The sequence below is a fragment of the Acinetobacter sp. YH12208 genome (genome assembly GCF_013418055.1).
Taxonomy (GTDB): Bacteria; Pseudomonadota; Gammaproteobacteria; order Pseudomonadales; family Moraxellaceae; genus Acinetobacter; species Acinetobacter pseudolwoffii.
Window position 1 is genome coordinate 1 of record NZ_VPCT01000017.1, and the last position, 17,607, is coordinate 17,607.

15 protein-coding genes, 1 tRNA gene and 1 pseudogene are annotated in these 17,607 nt (G+C 44.5%); 15 read left to right on the top strand and 2 right to left on the bottom strand.

All coding sequences use genetic code 11. The features are described from left to right. The 8 genes and pseudogenes from FTU95_RS12900 to rplL form a co-directional block, all read left to right on the top strand. Positions 1 to 125: pseudogene (locus FTU95_RS12900) on the top strand (elongation factor Tu); the annotation flags it as partial. A 52-nt stretch (positions 126 to 177) separates the two neighbouring features. Beyond that, positions 178 to 253 (top strand) — tRNA-Trp (locus FTU95_RS12905). A gap of 74 nt (positions 254 to 327) precedes the next feature. Beyond that, entirely contained in the window at positions 328 to 768 is a 441-nt protein-coding gene (gene secE / locus FTU95_RS12910) for a preprotein translocase subunit SecE (RefSeq protein ID WP_180078703.1), read from the top strand. 7 nt (positions 769 to 775) lie between these two features. Beyond that, complete coding sequence (gene nusG / locus FTU95_RS12915; protein WP_004278615.1) at positions 776 to 1,309, top strand: transcription termination/antitermination protein NusG; 534 nt, start codon at positions 776 to 778, stop codon at positions 1,307 to 1,309. A 119-nt stretch (positions 1,310 to 1,428) separates the two neighbouring features. Then, positions 1,429 to 1,857, top strand: coding sequence for a 50S ribosomal protein L11 (rplK, locus tag FTU95_RS12920; protein ID WP_004278614.1), 429 nt, complete (start codon positions 1,429 to 1,431; stop codon positions 1,855 to 1,857). A gap of 3 nt (positions 1,858 to 1,860) precedes the next feature. Beyond that, positions 1,861 to 2,556 (top strand): 50S ribosomal protein L1, encoded by a 696-nt coding sequence (rplA, locus tag FTU95_RS12925; RefSeq protein WP_005095271.1) that lies wholly within the window; start codon positions 1,861 to 1,863, stop codon positions 2,554 to 2,556. Positions 2,557 to 2,856: 300 nt separating this feature from the next. Beyond that, a complete protein-coding gene (gene rplJ / locus FTU95_RS12930; RefSeq protein WP_005095272.1) occupies positions 2,857 to 3,363 on the top strand; it encodes a 50S ribosomal protein L10 in 507 nt (168 codons plus the stop codon). Between the two features lie 48 nt (positions 3,364 to 3,411). Further along, on the top strand, positions 3,412 to 3,777 hold the full coding sequence (gene rplL / locus FTU95_RS12935; protein ID WP_005095274.1) for a 50S ribosomal protein L7/L12: 366 nt from the start codon (positions 3,412 to 3,414) through the stop codon (positions 3,775 to 3,777). Positions 3,778 to 3,840: 63 nt separating this feature from the next. Here the strand turns inward: rplL and FTU95_RS12940 are convergent, their stop codons facing one another. Further along, a complete protein-coding gene (locus FTU95_RS12940) occupies positions 3,841 to 4,098 on the bottom strand; it encodes a hypothetical protein (RefSeq protein WP_171294238.1) in 258 nt (85 codons plus the stop codon). Between FTU95_RS12940 and rpoB the strand changes: the two genes are divergently transcribed. The 3 genes from rpoB to FTU95_RS12955 all read left to right on the top strand — a co-directional run bounded on the left by rpoB (position 4,086) and on the right by FTU95_RS12955 (position 13,120). Continuing rightward, positions 4,086 to 8,174 carry a DNA-directed RNA polymerase subunit beta gene (rpoB, locus tag FTU95_RS12945; RefSeq protein ID WP_180078705.1) on the top strand — a complete coding sequence of 1,363 codons (4,089 nt, stop codon included), beginning with the start codon at positions 4,086 to 4,088 and terminating at the stop codon, positions 8,172 to 8,174. The two genes, FTU95_RS12940 and rpoB, sit on opposite strands and share 13 nt — an antisense overlap. Before the next feature lie 177 nt (positions 8,175 to 8,351). Continuing rightward, a complete protein-coding gene (gene rpoC, locus FTU95_RS12950; protein WP_005095279.1) occupies positions 8,352 to 12,542 on the top strand; it encodes a DNA-directed RNA polymerase subunit beta' in 4,191 nt (1,396 codons plus the stop codon). 212 nt (positions 12,543 to 12,754) lie between these two features. Further along, on the top strand, positions 12,755 to 13,120 hold the full coding sequence (locus FTU95_RS12955) for a hypothetical protein (RefSeq protein WP_005095281.1): 366 nt from the start codon (positions 12,755 to 12,757) through the stop codon (positions 13,118 to 13,120). A 57-nt stretch (positions 13,121 to 13,177) separates the two neighbouring features. Here the strand turns inward: FTU95_RS12955 and FTU95_RS12960 are convergent, their stop codons facing one another. Further along, complete coding sequence (locus FTU95_RS12960) at positions 13,178 to 13,672, bottom strand: DUF4442 domain-containing protein (protein WP_205668332.1); 495 nt, start codon at positions 13,670 to 13,672, stop codon at positions 13,178 to 13,180. A 117-nt stretch (positions 13,673 to 13,789) separates the two neighbouring features. On the opposite strand from FTU95_RS12960, the gene FTU95_RS12965 reads away from it, so the two are divergent. The 4 genes from FTU95_RS12965 (at position 13,790) to FTU95_RS12980 (ending at position 17,595) form a co-directional block, all read left to right on the top strand. Beyond that, positions 13,790 to 14,665, top strand: coding sequence for an alpha/beta fold hydrolase (locus tag FTU95_RS12965; protein WP_180078707.1), 876 nt, complete (start codon positions 13,790 to 13,792; stop codon positions 14,663 to 14,665). A gap of 100 nt (positions 14,666 to 14,765) precedes the next feature. Next, the gene (locus FTU95_RS12970) at positions 14,766 to 16,130 is read left to right on the top strand and encodes a Na+/H+ antiporter family protein (RefSeq protein ID WP_180078708.1); all 1,365 of its coding nucleotides are present in this window, start codon (positions 14,766 to 14,768) and stop codon (positions 16,128 to 16,130) included. 332 nt (positions 16,131 to 16,462) lie between these two features. Beyond that, positions 16,463 to 17,068: an OmpW family protein gene (locus tag FTU95_RS12975; protein WP_034608816.1), complete on the top strand. Its 606-nt coding sequence runs from the start codon at positions 16,463 to 16,465 to the stop codon at positions 17,066 to 17,068. A gap of 182 nt (positions 17,069 to 17,250) precedes the next feature. Next, entirely contained in the window at positions 17,251 to 17,595 is a 345-nt protein-coding gene (locus tag FTU95_RS12980) for a lysozyme inhibitor LprI family protein (protein ID WP_005095291.1), read from the top strand. Positions 17,596 to 17,607: the final 12 nt, after the last annotated feature.

Here is a 17,607-nt window from a genome sequence, read left to right on the forward strand (position 1 = left end):
GTGACAACGTTGAGATGTCAGTAGAGCTAATCCACCCAATCGCAATGGACCCAGGTCTACGTTTTGCGATCCGTGAAGGTGGTCGTACAGTGGGTGCTGGTGTAGTTGCTAAAGTAACTGCATAATCATAGAATAAGATAAACGGGTTGGGGTTTCGGCTCCAACTTGTTATTTTGCAGGTCAGTAGTTCAATTGGTAGAGCGTCGGTCTCCAAAACCGAATGTTGGGGGTTCGAGTCCCTCCTGACCTGCCAAGTTTTGAAAAAGACGCTTGATGTCGGCAAAATTGGTCATATAATAAGTCGCGAAACCTACGACGAGTACAAAAATGTCGAATGAAAAATCACGCGACGCATTAGGCGAAGCGGCAATTCCTCAAAGAAATAATCCTGCAGTAGATGTAAGTTCTGGTTCTCCATTAGACATGGTTCTATGGATTATCGCCTTGATTTTATTGGTTGGTGCAATGATGGTAAACCAATATTTACCAGCATACTGGGCCCCTGCGAATGATATTTGGGTGCGTGTTGGGGTGATTTTGGCTTGTATCGTTGCAGCATTCGGTTTATTATACGCCACCCATCAAGGCAAAGGCTTTATTCGTCTGCTGAAAGATGCACGAATCGAGCTCCGTCGAGTGACCTGGCCTACCAAGCAAGAGACTGTGTCCACATCTTGGCAAGTTCTTGTTGTAGTCGTAATTACCTCCATTGTTTTATGGTGTTTCGATTATATTTTAGGCTGGTTAATCAAGTTTATTATCGGGTAAGAGAGCTATGAAACGTTGGTACATTATTCATGCCTATTCAGGTTATGAAAAACAAGTAATGCGTTCGCTTAATGATCGAATCCAGCGTAGCGCTGTTGCCGATAGCTTTGGTGAAGTCCTGGTTCCTACCGAAGAAGTGGTAGAAATGAAGGATGGCAAGAAACGTAAATCAGAGCGCAAGTTCTTTCCTGGCTATGTTCTAGTCGAAATGGAAATGAATGACGACACTTGGCACATTGTTAAAGAATGTCCGAAAGTTTTAGGCTTTATTGGTGGTACGGCGGAAAAACCGGCGCCAATTACGCAAAAAGAAGCCGATGCGATTCTTGCGCGTGTACGCAATACTGGTGAAGCACCTCGTCCTAAGACGATGTTTGAACCAGGCGAAGAATTACTCGTAGTTGACGGTCCATTCACAGACTTTAAAGGTGTGGTGGAAGAAGTTCAGTACGAAAAGTCACGTTTGACGTTGACCATTAATGTATTTAACCGTCCAACTCAAGTTGAACTGGAATTTCGTCAAGTCGAAAAATCAGTTTAATTGGTTTGGGTTGAAAACGCCTGATTTGCGTGCAAATCAGGCATTGTTGTTGTAACGGTATCGTTACTTGAAATCATTGGGGAGCCTTCACCGGCGTTTGCACCCAGAGGTAATTTGAAATGGCTAAGAAGATTGACGGCTATATCAAGCTGCAAGTTCCAGCTGGTAAAGCGAATCCATCTCCACCGATTGGTCCTGCACTAGGTCAACGTGGTGTGAACATCATGGCATTCTGTAAAGAATTCAATGCTGCGACACAAAAAGTTGAAGCTGGTCTACCAATTCCAGTCGTGATCACTGTGTACAACGACAAGTCGTTCACATTCATCATGAAAACTCCACCTGCTGCTGTTCTTCTTAAGAAAGCTGCTGGTATCCAGAAGGGTTCAGCTGTACCTAACAAAACTAAAGTTGGTAAGTTGACTCGTGCTCAAATCGAAGAAATCGCGACTACTAAAGAACCAGATTTGACTGGTGCTGATTTAGACGCACGTGTACGTACCATTGCTGGTTCTGCGCGTTCTATGGGCTTGGAAGTGGAGCTTTAAGACATGGCTAAATTAACTAAACGTCAAAAAGCGATCGTAGCTGCTGTAGAAGCGCACAAAGTTTACACGCTAGAAGAAGCTGTTGCAGTTTTAGAGAGCCTTCCAGCTCCTAAATTCAAAGAATCTTTGGATATCGCGGTAAACCTAGGTGTTGATCCTCGTAAATCTGACCAAGTTGTTCGTGGCGCGACTACACTTCCTGCAGGTACGGGTAAAACTGTACGTGTAGCTGTATTCGCTCAAGGCGCTGCTGCTGAAGCTGCTAAAGCTGAAGGCGCAGACGTTGTTGGTTTCGATGATCTTGCTGAAAGCATCCAAGCGGGTAACCTTGACTTTGACGTTGTAATTGCTGCTCCAGATGCAATGCGCGTTGTAGGTAAACTTGGTACGATCCTTGGTCCACGTGGCTTAATGCCAAACCCTAAAGTGGGTACGGTAACTCCTGATGTAGCAACTGCAGTTAAAAATGCAAAAGCTGGTCAAGCACGTTATCGCGTAGACAAAGCGGGTATTATCCACGCTGCGATCGGTCAAGTAGGTTTCACTGCTGAAGCTGTTCGTTCAAACGTTGAAGCACTCGTTGCTGACTTGAAACGTTTGAAACCTGCGACTTCTAAAGGCGTATACATTCAAAAGATCACTTTGAGCTCAACTATGGGTCCTGGTTTGATCGTTGATGTAGCAAACGTTTCTAAATAAGTCTCGACTTATACAGAATTTTAAAGCCCTGAGTAAGTTTTAAAGCACTGCTTTAAAACTTACGCAAGAAACGCTCCGTCGTATTTTGCAAACTTAGGCAAACTTTGAATTGATAAATGAAAATTTATCAGCGTCAAAGACCGCGGGCGAGGGGAGTTTTATGCTTCGCTCTTAATCGTCCAGCCTGCGTAGACGCGGTGGTGTGATTTGTTCATCCTCCGCGTGTTAGTCCAGTGATGGATTAACGAATTGGGAGTGTACTTCGCGTAAGTACATAAATCACCGTTAGGAGGTTTTACAATGGCTCTTCTTATCGAAGGCAAAAAACAGATCGTAGCTGAAGTAACTGAAGTTGCTTCTACTGCATTTGCTGCTGTTGTTGCTGACTATCAAGGTTTAACTGTTGAGCAATTAACTGCTCTTCGCGTTGAAGCTCGTAAACTAGGTGTTCACACACGTATCGTGCGTAACACTTTGGCTAAACGCGCTCTTCAAGATACTCAATTCAATATCTTGAACGACAACCTTGTTGGCCCAACAATCTTAGCTTTCTCGACTTCTGAAGACGACATGGGTGCTGCTGCACGTTTGTTCGAAGAATTCGCTAAAACTAATAAAGCATTTGAACTTAAAGCTGCTGCATTTGATGGCAAACTTTATCAAGGCGAAGAAGTTAGCGTTATCGCGAATCTTCCGAACCAAGAAAAAGCGCTTACTATGCTTGCAAACGTTCTTCAAGCTCCTATTTCGAAATTGGGCCGCTTACTTACAGCGCTTCAAGAGAAAAACGAGTCAGAAGCTGCTTAAGCTCAAACTTACACACACATCATTCAATACCCATTTGGAGTTAATCTCATGGCTTTAACAAACGAAGAAATCCTAAACGCAGTTGCTGAAAAAACTGTTCTTGAACTTGTTGAACTTATTTCTGCTTTCGAAGAGAAATTCAACGTTTCTGCTGCTGCTGTAGCTGTTGCTGCTGGTCCTGCTGCTGCTGCTGCTGAAGAGCAATCTGAATTCAATGTTGAATTGACTTCTTTTGGCGCAAACAAAGTTGCTGTAATTAAAGCAGTTCGTGAAGCAACTGGCCTTGGCTTGAAAGAAGCTAAAGACATGGTTGAAAGCGCTCCTACAGTTCTTAAAGAAGGCGTTTCTAAAGAAGAAGGCGAAGAACTTAAGAAGAAACTTGAAGAAGCTGGTGCTACAGTTACTCTTAAGTAATAGCTTAAGGGAGCCGGTTTTTTTATAATCAGCTCCAAAAATTGGCTGATGGCTCTTGGGTCATCAGCCTTTTTGCGTTACAATAATCGGCTCGATTTTTGTTTGCATGATATAAAAATCATACAAATTAAAAATAAACATAATGAACAAACGTTTACCAATATTTTTCAGTAAAAAAATATTGATAAGCGTTTTAATACCACTAAAAATTGCAGCATTTGTAAAGAGTGGTGGCCATATCGGCCAGCGTAATTCCTTCTGAGCCCGTTCTGCAGGCGGGCTTGGTTTACACTTTCCGAGGACTCCAGATGGCATACTCATATACCGAAAAGAAACGGATCCGTAAGAATTTTGGTAAATTGCCTAGCGTTATGGATGCTCCGTACCTGCTCGCGATTCAAGTCGACTCGTACAGAACGTTCTTACAAGGTGGCAAATCACCAAAAAACCGCGAAGATATCGGTCTCCAAGCCGCATTTCGTTCAGTTTTTCCTATAGAAAGTTATTCTGGCAATGCTGCTTTAGAATTTGTTGAGTATAGTCTTGGTAAGCCTGAGTTTGATGTACGCGAATGTATTCTTCGTGGCTCAACTTATGCAGCACCAATGCGTGTAAAAATTCGTTTGATCCTGAAAGATCGTGAAACGAAGTCAATTAAAGACGTACGTGAACAAGAAGTCTATATGGGCGAAATGCCATTGATGACGGATAACGGGACCTTTGTAATTAATGGTACCGAGCGTGTAATCGTATCTCAATTACACCGTTCACCAGGCGTATTCTTTGACCACGATAAAGGTAAGACTCACTCAAGTGGTAAAGTCCTTTATTCAGCGCGTATCATTCCTTACCGTGGTTCATGGTTAGATTTTGAATTCGATGCCAAAGACCTAGTCTATGTACGTATTGACCGTCGTCGTAAATTACTTGCGACTGTGGTGCTGCGTGCGCTGGGTTATAGCAACGAAAACATTCTCAACATGTTCTACGAGAAAGTCCCTGTGTATCTTGACATGGGTAGCTATCAAATTGACTTGGTGCCGGAACGTCTGCGCGGCGAAATGGCACAATTTGACATCTTGGATAAAGATGGCAAGGCAATCGTTGAACAAGGTAAACGTATTAACGCGCGTCATGTACGTCAAATGGAAGCTTCAGGTCTTGAAAAACTTGCAGTGCCTGATGAGTATTTGTATGAGCGTATCACGGCTGAAGACATCGCATTAAAAGATGGCGATGTGATTGCTGCAAATACCGTATTGAGCCATGAAGTCATGGTGAAAATTGCAGAAGGCGGCGTGAAGCAGTTTAATGTTCTGTTCACCAATGATATCGACCGTGGTTCATTCGTTGCAGATTCTCTACGTGCAGATACTACGACCACTCGTGAAGAAGCATTGGTCGAAATCTACAAAGTCATGCGTCCGGGCGAGCCACCAACCAAAGAAGCAGCTGAGAACCTGTTCAATAACCTGTTCTTCTCTTCTGAGCGTTATGACTTGTCTCCAGTCGGTCGTATGAAGTTCAACCGTCGTTTGGGTCGTCCTTATGAAGTGGGTACAGACCAGAAGTCGCGTGAAGTTGAAGGTATTCTCTCGAACGAAGATATCACTGATGTATTGAAAACATTAGTTGAAATCCGTAACGGTAAAGGTGAAGTCGACGATATCGATCACTTGGGTAACCGTCGTGTTCGTTCTGTGGGCGAAATGACAGAAAACCAATTCCGTGTCGGTCTGGTTCGTGTAGAACGTGCTGTTAAAGAACGTTTATCTCAAGCTGAAACAGACAACCTGTCTCCGCAAGATCTAATCAATGCGAAGCCTGTTGCTGCTGCAATCAAAGAATTCTTTGGTTCAAGCCAGTTGTCTCAGTTCATGGATCAAAACAACCCGTTGTCTGAAATCACGCACAAGCGTCGTGTATCAGCACTTGGTCCCGGTGGTTTGACGCGTGAACGTGCGGGCTTTGAAGTACGTGACGTACATCAAACGCATTACGGTCGTGTATGTCCAATTGAAACGCCGGAAGGTCCAAACATTGGTTTGATCAACTCGCTTTCTGTATATGCTAAAGCGAACAACTTCGGTTTCCTGGAAACGCCTTACCGTAAAGTAGTTGATGGCCGTGTAACCATGGACATTGAATACCTGTCTGCGATTGAAGAAGTGGGTACTGTGATTGCTCAGGCCGATTCTGCAGTAGATGCTGATGGTAATTTATTAGAAGAAGTTGTATCTGTACGTCACCAAGGTGACTTCGTACGCATGCCACCGGAAAAAGTAACGCATATGGATGTATCTGCTCAGCAGGTTGTATCTGTGGCTGCGTCACTGATTCCGTTCCTTGAACACGATGATGCCAACCGTGCATTGATGGGTTCAAACATGCAACGTCAGGCTGTTCCTACGTTAATCGCTGACAAACCACTCGTAGGTACGGGTATGGAAGCGAACGTAGCACATGACTCTGGTGTATGTGTGATCGCTCAGCGTGGTGGTCGTATCGAGTTTGTTGATGCATCTCGTGTAGTCATTCGTGTGAACGAAGAAGAGATGATCGCAGGTGAGGCAGGTGTAGATATCTATAACCTGATCAAATACACCCGTTCAAACCAAAACACCTGTATCAACCAGAAAGTTCTGGTGAACCTGGGCGATAAAGTGGGTCGTGGTGATGTATTGGCCGATGGTCCATCGACTGATGGCGGTGAGCTAGCGCTTGGTCAAAACATGCGCGTCGCATTCATGACCTGGAACGGTTACAACTACGAAGACTCGATCTTACTTTCAGAGCGTGTACTTCAAGAAGACCGTTTAACCTCGATTCATATCCAGGAATTGTCATGTGTAGCACGTGATACTAAGCTTGGTGCTGAAGAAATCACGGCCGATATCCCGAACGTGGGTGAAGCAGCGCTTTCTAAACTTGATGAATCAGGTATTGTTTACATCGGTGCTGAAGTAACAGCAGGTGATATTCTTGTTGGTAAAGTGACGCCTAAAGGTGAAACGCAGCTAACGCCGGAAGAAAAATTGCTTCGTGCAATCTTCGGTGAAAAAGCAGCTGACGTTAAAGATTCATCTTTACGCGTTCCATCTGGTACCAAAGGTACTGTGATTGACGTTCAAGTGTTTACACGTGATGGTCTTGAAAAAGACGAACGTGCTCAAGCAATTGAAAAAGCTCAGCTTGATGCTTACCGTAAAGACTTGAAAGAAGAGTTCAAGATCTTTGAAGAAGCAGCACGTGAACGTGTAATCCGTCTACTGAATGGCCAAGAGTCGAATGGTGGCGGTACCACTAAACGTGGCGACAAACTGTCTGAAGACGTGTTGTCTGGTTTAGAGCTTGTTGATCTTCTTGAAATTCAACCGGTTGATGAAGCAATCGCTGAACGTCTAACGCAAATTCAAGTGTTCTTGAAAGAGAAGAGCTTCGAAATTGACGAGAAATTTGCTGAGAAAAAACGCAAACTTTCTACAGGCGATGAGCTGACCACTGGCGTATTGAAAGTAGTTAAAGTTTATCTTGCGGTAAAACGTCGCATCCAGCCGGGTGATAAGATGGCCGGTCGTCACGGTAACAAGGGTGTTGTATCAAACATCTTGCCGGTAGAAGACATGCCACACGATGCCAATGGTGTACCTGTTGATATCGTACTGAACCCGCTGGGCGTACCATCGCGTATGAACGTGGGTCAGATTCTTGAAACTCACTTAGGTATGGCTGCCAAAGGTCTTGGCGATCAAATCGACAAGATGATGAAAGAACAGCGTACTGTACTTGAGCTTCGTGATTTCTTGGACAAGATTTATAACAAAGTTGGTGGCGAGCAAGAAGATCTTGACAGCTTGACTGATGAAGAAATCTTGAAACTTTCTGGTAACTTGCGTGCTGGTGTGCCTTTGGCAACACCTGTATTCGATGGTGCTGAAGAAGGTCAGATCAAAGAATTGTTACAACTTGCAGGTCTATCAAGTACTGGTCAGACAGTATTATATGATGGTCGTACTGGTGAGCGTTTCGACCGTCCAGTAACTGTAGGTTATATGTACATGCTGAAACTGAACCACTTAGTTGATGACAAGATGCATGCGCGTTCAACTGGTTCTTATTCTCTAGTCACGCAACAGCCGCTGGGTGGTAAAGCACAATTCGGTGGTCAGCGTTTCGGTGAGATGGAAGTCTGGGCACTAGAAGCTTACGGTGCAGCATATACGCTACAAGAAATGCTGACTGTGAAATCGGATGACGTTGAAGGCCGTACCCGTATCTACAAGAATATTGTAGATGGTAACCATTATATGGACCCGGGTATGCCTGAATCGTTCAACGTATTGACCAAAGAGATCCGTTCTTTAGGTATCAACATTGAACTGAAAAATGGTGACTAATTAGTTCCATTGAATCTCCCTTGCGAAGCAGTGCTTCTCACCTCTTTAAGAAAGAGGGGAAAGTCCCTCTTTATAAAGGGGGATTTAGGGGGATTCTTGGGATTCCCAATTCAGTTAAAAACAATATTTGTGACCCAGTCGAGAAGTGAAAATCTCCTCGACACACGGAGAAAAAAATTGAAAGACTTGCTCGATATCATGCGCAAAAAGACGGATTCAGACGGTCATGCTCCTGTAGAGTTTGACCGCATCCGTATTGGTCTTGCGTCACCAGAAATGATTAAGTCATGGTCTCACGGTGAAGTTAAAAAGCCAGAAACCATTAACTATCGTACGTTCAAACCTGAACGTGATGGTTTATTCTGTGCCAAAATCTTTGGTCCAGTAAAAGATTACGAATGCTTGTGTGGTAAATACAAGCGTATGAAATACAAAGGCGTCATTTGTGAAAAATGTGGCGTTGAAGTGACAACTGCGAAAGTTCGTCGTGAACGTATGGGTCACATCGAGCTAGCTTCTCCAGTTGCACACATCTGGTTCTTGAAATCATTGCCGAGCCGTATCGGTCTATTATTAGACATGACGCTACGTGATATCGAACGCGTATTGTATTTCGAATCTTATGTGGTTACCGATCCTGGTATGACACCATTTGAGAAATACCAGCTTCTGAACGATGAAGAATACTTCAATGCGTTGGAAGAACACGGTGATGAATTCACAGCGAAAATGGGTGCTGAAGCGGTTCAAGACTTGTTGAAAGACATCGATCTTGAAGCTGAAATTGCGCGTCTTCGTGAAGAAATTCCTGTGACAACTTCAGAAACCAAGCTGAAAAAAGCCTCTAAGCGTTTGAAGTTGATGGAAGCATTCAACGATTCGAACAACAAGCCAGAATGGATGGTGTTGACTGTACTTCCAGTTCTGCCACCAGACCTTCGTCCGTTGGTACCACTTGAAGGTGGTCGTTTCGCGACTTCTGACTTGAACGATCTTTACCGTCGTGTGATTAACCGTAACAACCGTTTGAAGCGTCTTCTTGACCTTGCAGCGCCAGACATCATCGTACGTAACGAAAAACGTATGTTGCAAGAGTCTGTCGATGCATTGTTAGACAACGGTCGTCGTGGTCGTGCAATTACCGGTTCAAACAAGCGTCCGCTTAAATCTTTGGCAGATATGATCAAAGGTAAGCAAGGTCGTTTCCGTCAGAACTTATTGGGTAAACGTGTCGATTACTCAGGTCGTTCGGTCATTACCGTTGGTCCAAACCTGCGTTTGCACCAATGTGGTCTTCCGAAGAAAATGGCACTTGAACTGTTCAAGCCATTCATTTTCGCGAAACTACAAGCATCTGGTCAAGCAACCACCATTAAAGCTGCGAAGAAAATGGTTGAGCGCGAGACGCCAGAAGTTTGGGACGTTCTTGCTCACGTGATCCGTCAACATCCAGTGATGTTGAACCGTGCGCCAACACTTCACCGTCTAGGTCTTCAAGCATTTGAACCGATCCTGATTGAAGGTAAGGCGATCCGTCTACACCCGCTCGTGTGTGCTGCGTTTAACGCCGACTTCGATGGTGACCAAATGGCGGTACACGTACCATTAACACTTGAAGCGCAGTTAGAAGCGCGTGCGTTAATGATGTCGACCAACAACATCTTGTCTCCAGCGAACGGTGAGCCAATCATCGTGCCGTCTCAGGACGTTGTCTTGGGCTTGTATTACATCACGCGTGATGCAATCAATGCCAAAGGTGAGGGCATGGTGTTCGCGGATACTCACGAAGTAAACCGTGCACTGGCAACAGGTCAGGTTGATCTACACGCTCGCGTTAAAGCACGTGTACACCAGACTGTCATCGATGAAGATGGCAACCGTGAACATCAAACCATTATTGTAGATACCACACCTGGTCGCTGCCTACTTTGGGAAGTTGTGCCTGAAGGTATGGATTTCCAGCAAATTAACGTTGAGATGACCAAGAAAAACATCTCTAAGTTAATTAACTCTTGCTACCGTAAATTGGGTCTGAAAGATACTGTTATCTTCGCTGACCAATTGATGTACCTAGGCTTCCGTCAGGCGACGCGTTCAGGTGTATCTGTCGGTATGGAAGACATGGTTATTCCACCGCAAAAACAAGTCATTATTGGTAAAGCGGAAGCTGAAGTTCGTGAAATCGAACAACAGTTCGAACAAGGTTTCGTAACTGCCGGCGAACGTTATAACAAAGTGGTCGATATTTGGGCGCGTACCAATGACCAGGTTGCTAAAGCGATGATGGACAACTTGTCTTTCACGACTGTTAAAAACAAACAGGGTGAAGACGAGAAGCAAAAATCATTCAACTCGATCTACATGATGTCTGACTCGGGTGCCCGTGGTTCGGCAGCTCAGATTCGTCAGTTGGCGGGTATGCGTGGTTTGATGGCGAAGCCGGATGGCTCGATCATTGAGACCCCAATTAAAGCGAACTTCCGTGAAGGTTTGACTGTACTCCAGTACTTCATCTCGACACACGGTGCGCGTAAAGGTTTGGCCGATACAGCACTGAAAACTGCGAACTCTGGTTACTTGACGCGTCGTCTGGTAGACGTTGCGCAAGACTTGGTGATTACCGAGCCAGATTGTGGCACCTTCGACGGTCTAGTAATGACACCATTCATTCAAGGTGGCGATGTCATCGAGAACTTGGGTGCACGAGTATTGGGTCGTGTGGTTGCTGAAGATGTGAAACGTGTCGGTACAGACGAAGTTCTGCTTCCACGTAATACTTTAATTGACGAGAAACTGGCGACGTTTATCGAAAGCCAAGGTGTCGACGAAATTAAAGTACGTTCGGTTGTAAACTGTGCGTCTACTTTCGGTGTATGTGCGAAATGTTACGGCCGTGACTTGGCGCGTGGTCATCAGGTGAACCCGGGTGAGTCTGTTGGTGTCATGGCAGCTCAATCAATTGGTGAACCAGGTACACAGTTAACTATGCGTACCTTCCACGTGGGTGGTGCTGCAAGCCGAACGTCTGCTGCAAACAGCGTACAAGTTCGTAACCAGGGTACAGTGCGTTTCCACAACGTGAAAACAGTACAACATGCCAAAGGTCACTTGGTATCGACTTCACGTTCAGGTGAGATCGGTATTGCGGATGATTTAGGTCGTGAGCGCGAGCGCTATAAACTGCCTTACGGTGCATCTATCTTGCTAAAAGATGGCGAAGCTGTAGAAGCAGGCGGTATCGTGGCGACTTGGGATCCGCATACACATCCATTGGTAACAGAAGTTGCAGGTAAAGTGCGTTTCAGCCAGATCGCTGATGGCGTGACCGTGACTTCGAAAACTGATGATGCAACAGGTATGTCAACCATCGAAATCTTGCCAGTGACTTCACGTCCTGCGTCAGGTAAAGATTTGCGTCCTGCTGTAGTGTTAGACACAGTTGAAGGCACTGAACAGTTCTACTTCTTGCCACAAAACACTATTCTTTCTGTCCGTGATGGCGAAACGATTGGTGTCGGTGACGTTATTGGTCGTGTACCACAAGAATCTTCACGTACCCGTGATATTACCGGTGGTCTACCGCGTGTAGCTGACTTGTTCGAAGCACGTAAGCCGAAAGAGCATGCAATCCTTGCAGAAGTATCGGGTATTGTGAGCTTCGGTAAAGAAACCAAAGGTAAGAACCGTCTGGTGATTACACCGGATGATGGCTCTGAGATTTACGAAGAGCTGATTCCGAAATGGCGTACCATTAACGTGTTCGAAGGCGAACATGTGAACCGTGGTGAAACCATTTCTGACGGCCCACAGAACCCGCATGACATTTTACGTCTGAAAGGTGAAGTGGCGCTGACCAACTACATCGTGAACGAAGTTCAGGACGTATACCGTCTGCAAGGTGTAAAAATCAACGACAAGCACATTGAAGTCATCGTACGTCAAATGCTGCGTAAAGTGGATATCACTGATGGTGGCGATACCAGCTTCATCAAAGGCGAACAAGTGGATTACATCCGTGTTGTACAAGAAAACCAAGCAGTTCTTGCACAAAACAAGTTCCCTGCGAAGTTTGAACGTCTGTTGATGGGTATTACCAAAGCGTCGCTTTCGACTGACTCGTTCATCTCTGCTGCATCGTTCCAGGAAACAACTCGTGTGTTAACTGAAGCGGCTGTAACAGGTAAAGAAGATGACTTACGCGGTCTGAAAGAAAACGTGGTTGTAGGTCGTCTGATCCCAGCGGGTACAGGTTTGGCTTACCATCTCGAGCGTCGTCGTCAAGAAGCAGAAGCTGCAGAATTTGAACTGCACAATGACTTCTCTGATGTTGATCAAGCTTTAAGTCAGGCATTTAACGAAGAATTCTAATTCAAGTTAAAGCTAAAAAAGAGACGCCTTCGGGCGTCTTTTTTTGTCTTAAATACATAAAAATTAAAAGCTAATTAAAGGCTAAACAGCGGAATAATCCATTGATACTTACAAAACTCAGCAGGAATACCGAGAGAAGTAACACGCTCCATGTTTTAGTTTTATAAAATGAAGATAAGCTAAATTAAAGTATGAAAAGGAAGGCCAAAGTCATGAAAAAATTAATGGGTGTGATGGCAGTTGCAACTCTCTCCACCTTTATGCTGGCAGGTTGTGAAAGTATGTCTGCCAATGAGCAGCGTATCGGTGCTGCCGCCTTAGGTGGTGCAGTCGGTGGTGGTGTAGGTAATAGTGTCGGGGGTGGTCTTGGTTCTGCAGTCGGTGGTGGTGCAGGCGCAGCCGTAGGAAGTAAGTCCCAAGGTGGCTCAAACCGTAATGCGACCTATAGTGGTGTCGGCGGTGCTGTAGGCTCAGCTGTAGGTAAAAGCATATTCGGTGGGAATGCTGGTGCTGCGATTGGTGGTGCAATCGGTGGTGGCGCAGGTGCTGCGATCGAACAGGATAACCGCCGTCGTTAAGTCTGCACTGACTTTAAATCGATTCAGATCTAAAAGCGCCCATGTGGCGCTTTTACCTTATCCAGTTTTTTGAATTTTTCCTTTGCTTTGTTTGCGCCGGATATAAACCGTTTTTTGTACTTCGGCAATTCGAACGCCAGCCTCATCATAGATATTGAGCTGGTAATGGCGATATACCGGTGCATAGTCAGCAGCCAGGTCAATAATAGTACTGACTTCTTCAGCAGAGATGCGCACATCAGCAAAGACGGTGCCGCGACCCGGTGCTAAAAACTGGATACTCGCGCCCTTATCCCAGACGATATATTTCGGCCCTAAATGATGCATCAGTAAGAGCATATAAAATGGATCGACCATTGAATATAAGCTGCCACCAAAATGGACGCCGACAATATTCTGGTTTTTACGGGTCAGTGGCATTTTGACCCGAATGTGATAATGATTAAAATCAATTTTATCAATTTCGATGCCTGCACCACGATAGGGGGCATAGCGGTTCAGAATAAATTTTGAAACCAAAGGCAGTTTTTGAATTTTCTGGAATAGGCTCATGCTGACATTCTTTTTTCTTGTGTAGTTATGCATACTAGAGCAACAAAAATGCGCTGGCATTGATAAATTATTCCGATTTATAAACTATGCGGTCAATAACAACAACAGGATCAAAACATGGAAATGCAATGGGTCGATACCACGGATCAGCAGCGTCTTTGCGTTAAAACTTACGGACAGCCCACACGGCCGGCATTGGTACTGGTTCATGGCTACCCCGATCATCAAGCGGTTTGGGAGCCAGTCATTGCTTATTTGAGTCAGGATTATTTTGTTGTGAGCTACGATGTGCGCGGCGCAGGTGAGTCCAGTATTCCTCAAAAAATCTCGGATTACCGCTTGGCACGCTTAAGTCAGGATCTGGAAGAGGTAGTGAGCAAGGTATTGCCGAGTCGTGGTTTTCATCTGGCAGCGCATGACTGGGGTTCAATTCAGTCTTGGGAATCTGTCACAGATTTAAGATTCAAAGGCCGAATTCTGTCTTATAGTACGCTGTCTGGCCCTTGTCTGGATCATGCTGCTTTCTGGATGCGCGAGCAGTTCAATCAAGACAAAGCAAAATTTTTAAAGCAAATGAGCAAGTCCTGGTATATCGCGGTATTTCAGTTGCCTTTACTAGCCCCCTTGACCTGGAATTTTTTTAATCCGCAGCGCTGGGCCAAGATTGTCCGGCAATTAGAAAGACGGGACGATCTGCCGCTGAACCCGAAGATCGTCAAAGATGGCAAGTATGGGGTAAACCTGTATCGGGCCAATTTTTTACCGCGTTTGGCCCGACCACGGCAGCGCTTTGCCATCTGTCCGGTACAAGCGATTGTACTGAAATATGACCAGTTTGTCGGGCCTGATCTGGTCGATGAGATGGCAAAATGGGTCGATAATTTCTCTAAAGTGGAACTGGACGCCAATCACTGGGCAATTCTGAGCCAGCCAGAACAAGTGGCTCAATTAATTGATCACTTTATTCAGCGTCAATCTGCTGAAGTCGTTTAATCAGCCTCAGCACTGAACATGACTGCTGAAAGGAAAAGTGGCGGAATTTTTATCCGAATTTTCTGATAAAATAGCCGCTTTCTCTCTATTCCGATTCATTATGTTCGCAATTCTTGCTGCTATTGGAGTCATGTTCGGACTCTCATTGGCACGTGTACCTGTGGTTTTTGCCCTGGTCATTGGTGCTGTTACGGGTGGTTTACTGGCAGGTCTTGGCCTTCAGGGAACCTTGGACGCGTTTAACAATGGCTTGGGCGGCGGTGCCAAAATTGCCTTGGCTTACGGTATTTTAGGTGCATTTGCTTTGGCGTTGGCACGTTCAGGTTTGCCGGATTTGTTGGCGTATAAAATGATCAACACCTTAAAAGGTGAGGCTGATTTTAAAGCACAAAACCGGGTGAAATATCTGATCTTTTTTACAGTAGCCATTGCTGCGGTATTTTCCCAGAACGTGATTCCGGTACATATCGCCTTTATTCCAGTCCTGATTCCACCATTATTGACTGTATTTAACCATTTAAAGCTCGACCGTCGTTTGATTGCCTGTTTGCTGACATTTGGTCTGGTGGGAACCTATATGCTGATTCCAGTCGGTTTTGGTGCAATCTTCCTGAATGACATTCTGGGTCATAACATCAATACCTTTGGTAAGCCATACGGATTTGAAATTAGCTATGACCAGATTCCATCTGCGATGGCAATTCCAGTATTCGGGATGTTTGTAGGCTTATTGGTGGCGATCTTTATTAGCTATCGCAAACCACGTCAATATCAAGATATTCATGTCCAGGAACAGCAAAGTATTTCCGCTGAATTGGGTGTGGCTAAGCAGGTTAAACCGCAGATTGCCAAATTTACCATCTGGATGGCAGGTCTTGCAGTTATTGCCACATTGGCGGTACAGCTTTATTCAGACTCGATGATTCTGGCTGGTCTGGTCGGTGTCGCGATCCTGAGTTGTGCCGGGATCTTTAAATGGAAAGAAGCGGATGATGTGATCATTACTGGTATGCGCATGATGGCGCTAGTTGGCTTTATCATGATTGCGGCACAAGGCTTTGCCGCGGTGATTGAAGCGACTAATCAGGTACCAACCTTGGTTGAAGCGTCAGTGAACTGGATTGGTAATAGTCAGGCACTGGCCGCATTTCTGATGCTGTTGATTGGTTTGCTGATCACATTGGGCATTGGTTCGTCTTTCTCGACTATTCCCATTCTGGCGATTATTTATGTTCCGCTGTGTATCCAGTTTGGTTTCAGCCCGGCTGCGACCATTGCCATTATCGGGACTGCGGCGGCTTTAGGCGATGCCGGCTCTCCAGCGTCAGATTCAACTCTAGGCCCAACATCCGGTCTGAATATGGATGGTCAGCATGACCATATGAAGGATAGTGTGGTTCCAACCTTCATTCATTTTAATATTCCGCTTATCATCTTTGGCTGGATTGCAGCCATGGTTCTGTAAGTCAATTTCAATCTGCTCTGATATCTATTGGAGCAGATTTATCTGGATTTAAAATAAATAATAAGATGTATTTAAAATATATGTTTAAATAAAAATTAATATAAACCTGATTGTTTTGCTCTGAATAAATACATGTTTATCTGATTAATATACTTGATATTTAAAACCAACCAATCTAGTCAATTTAAAATAAATTATTTTTTAAATCAGCATGTTAAATAATAATTAAAAATTAGTTTTATAATCCTTATTGCATATTATTTTCCCTCGTGTTTATTATTAATTAGGATTTATTTTCTTAATAATTATTTCTTCCAGTGGGGTATTTTAAAATGTTAAAACAAGTTGCTCTAATTGCATTAATGGGTCTTTCTGCATCGGCGATGGCAGGTCAATGGCAAGTGAAAGTCGGTGGTTCTGTATTGGCGCCACAAAATGATGATAACGGTATTATTGCAGGCGGTAAGGCAATTGTAAGTAATGAGGTGGGCTTTACTCCTTCAGTAGAATATTTTTTTGATAACTCTCCTATTTCTGTAGAGCTTTTATTGGCGACGCCTTTTAAACATGATGTAAGCATTGAAGGTGTAGGGGAGAACGTAGCAAGTTTCAAACATTTACCACCTACAGTGACCGCTAAATACAACTTTAAAAATTCAACCCGCTTTACTCCTTATGTCGGTATTGGTGCAACCGTAGTGGTTCCTTGGGATGAAGAAATTGCAATTGAGGGTGCTAAATTGGAGGCGGATGTCGCCTATGGTGTAGCCGGCCAGATCGGTTTCAACTTCCAGCCAGCCGATGCCAAAAACTGGGGTGTATATGCAGATGTGCGTTATGCTCAGGTTGAAACAGACTTAGAGCTCAATGGTACGAACATTGGTGAGCTGAAAGTTAATCCTTGGGTATATACAGTCGGCTATAGCTATAAATTCTAAGCTTTCATATTTCTGGATTGATTTTCCAAAGGCCTCATCTTGTATGAGGCTTTTTTTTCAAAATAACAACGATTTATAACCTATTGAAATTGAGCAGATTGGCAATGTTCAAATATATTAAAACGAATAAAGTAAATATTAATTGAATACGACTTAATAATTGAATAATAAGGAAGATCAGCATGAGATTTTTAATGAAGAGTATTGTGATCTTCTGCGGCCTATTGGTCGCACCTGCCTATGCCGCAAGTTTTGATTGTCAGAAAGCTGAAACCGTGACCGAAAAAGCCATTTGTGAACATCGTCTGCTTAATGATGCCGATGTCAAAATGAGTACCAGCTATCATATCTTACGGCGTATGGTTCCCATGGGCACGCGTTCAGTGATTCAGCGCGATCAGGTCAAATGGTTGCAGTTTCGCGACCAGTGTCTGGAGTCGGTCTCTTGCCTGAACCAAGTCTATAATATGCGGCAACAGCAACTGGACTTGCAGTTTCAGCGCATTTATAAGCTTGGGCCTTATTAAGTCTGACAGTCG